At 54.8% G+C, this 1,530-nt stretch carries 5 protein-coding genes; 1 reads left to right on the top strand and 4 read right to left on the bottom strand.

All coding sequences use genetic code 11. From position 1 onward, the window contains the following. Window positions 1-66: 66 nt before the first annotated feature. The 4 genes from BN873_RS20290 to BN873_RS20750 form a co-directional block, all read right to left on the bottom strand. Window positions 67-222, bottom strand: a complete 156-nt coding sequence (locus tag BN873_RS20290) for a hypothetical protein (protein ID WP_171820401.1) — start codon at window positions 220-222, stop codon at window positions 67-69. An 80-nt stretch (window positions 223-302) separates the two neighbouring features. Next, window positions 303-680: a transposase gene (locus tag BN873_RS01785; RefSeq protein ID WP_048670264.1), complete on the bottom strand. Its 378-nt coding sequence runs from the start codon at window positions 678-680 to the stop codon at window positions 303-305. Between the two features lie 58 nt (window positions 681-738). Continuing rightward, on the bottom strand, window positions 739-915 hold the full coding sequence (locus BN873_RS20010) for an IS1 family transposase (protein ID WP_139031627.1): 177 nt from the start codon (window positions 913-915) through the stop codon (window positions 739-741). A gap of 35 nt (window positions 916-950) precedes the next feature. Next, window positions 951-1,142, bottom strand: a complete 192-nt coding sequence (locus BN873_RS20750; protein ID WP_242434349.1) for an ATP-grasp domain-containing protein — start codon at window positions 1,140-1,142, stop codon at window positions 951-953. Between BN873_RS20750 and BN873_RS20745 the strand changes: the two genes are divergently transcribed. After that, window positions 1,137-1,436 (top strand): hypothetical protein, encoded by a 300-nt coding sequence (locus BN873_RS20745; protein ID WP_053085207.1) that lies wholly within the window; start codon window positions 1,137-1,139, stop codon window positions 1,434-1,436. The genes BN873_RS20750 and BN873_RS20745 overlap by 6 nt on opposite strands. The last annotated feature ends 94 nt before the right edge of the window (window positions 1,437-1,530 follow it).

Genomic DNA, 1,530 nt, shown 5'->3' with positions numbered 1-1,530 from the left:
CTTAAACCCGCTTCGACTTCATTAACCGAATAACCAACTAAACTTGGGGGTCAATTTTCCGTGTCGCTAAGGGGTCAGTTTTTGATGTCGCTTGACACCCGCCGCATCGGCATTGATCGTCGATAGATGCTCGGAACGGTACGGCGTAGTGATTGATATTGGCTTGTGCAGGGTCTCGTCCTCACCGTGAAAGTAGCCGGAAACGGGGACGGCGAATGTCATCACTTTCCTAATCGGGATCGCCAGCCAGCGTCACCACACGCAAATCCGCTACAGTCCCTGGGCTATGTTTTTTGACGGGGTCAATGCCACCAAAAAGTCAACGGCCACTGTTCCCAGCGCCTCTCGTGTAGCGGGACCCCGTTTCTAGCCCTACAAAAAGAGGGCGGTACAGCGCCCCATGAAAGGTTTTTTAGAATCTCCATCTCCAGCGCTTTCTCACCCAGCAGCTTTTTCAATTGGCTATTCTCCGCTTCCAAGCGCTGATCCGCCGTCTGCGCCTTCGCCCCGTTTAACCCTTGACGACCCGCCGCCAGAAACTGCTCTTTCCACCGGTAAATTTGATTCTCATTGACGCCGCGCTGACGGGCCACCTCCGCCACGCTCGGGCGCTCGCTTAACACCGCTAACACGATCCCCAACTTTTCTTCAACAGTCCAACTTTGACGCTGCTTGCCCATCACGTCCTCCACAAAAGTCTCTTCAGTTTGACTTCTGATGGAAGAAATTTCTGGGGCATTACCGCGCCAGCGCCTTCATCGCCGCGGGCTTACCCCGTGGAGGTGTCGCCGTAAAATGGTAGCCACACTCCTTGCACCCATACCGCTGCAAACCCCGCACACGACCGCTCTTGACCGACGCTTCGCTACCACACCGCTTGCAACCACCGCTTTCCACCTCCAAACCTCGCTTCAAGTGAAGCCTTTCTTCCTATAATATCAGTAACTATCTTAGATTAGGACTCTCAAAACTTTATTCGGCTCGCTCCAGAACATCGCCGTGCCCATTTCACCAGTGGAAGGGCCGATGTCGCCGGGAAACAGCTTCTTGTGCTCGAAGTTGACGCAGATCGGATAAACGAACTCCGTGCCGTTGAAAAACGCACCGGTGGCGACTTCCACCCCCATAATTCGCCGTTGCAACTAAAATTCCTTGATCTTGTCGGCCCAGGCGCGCTTGTAGTCGCCCAACACCTGCACCACATCGCGCCCATCATCTTCTTCACCGACAAAGAGCAAACGCTTGTAGTTTTGCGCCTCGCCGCTGGGCTTGATGACGTAGCGGGCCGGGTTGGTCTTGACGAACGTGATAGCGTCACCGAAGGAGGTGAAATTTTCCTGCGGGATGATGCTAACGCCCGCCGCCCGCAGTTCTTGTTGACCGAAAGCCCAATCATCCTCCAGCCGGTCAGTGTACGCGGTGCCGCCGACTACTAGTGGGCAGCCGCAAAAGTTTTGATAGGTTCAGCTTCGGCTGACGTGGCCAAGTTTTGGGTGGACTCCACGGCAGGATAGAGTCGTTTAAGTTTGG

The sequence above is a fragment of the Candidatus Competibacter denitrificans Run_A_D11 genome (assembly GCF_001051235.1).
Classification (GTDB): Bacteria; Pseudomonadota; Gammaproteobacteria; order Competibacterales; family Competibacteraceae; genus Competibacter_A; species Competibacter_A denitrificans.
The sequence above is the reverse complement of the archived record's forward strand: the minus strand, read 5'-3'. Positions and strand labels throughout refer to the sequence as shown.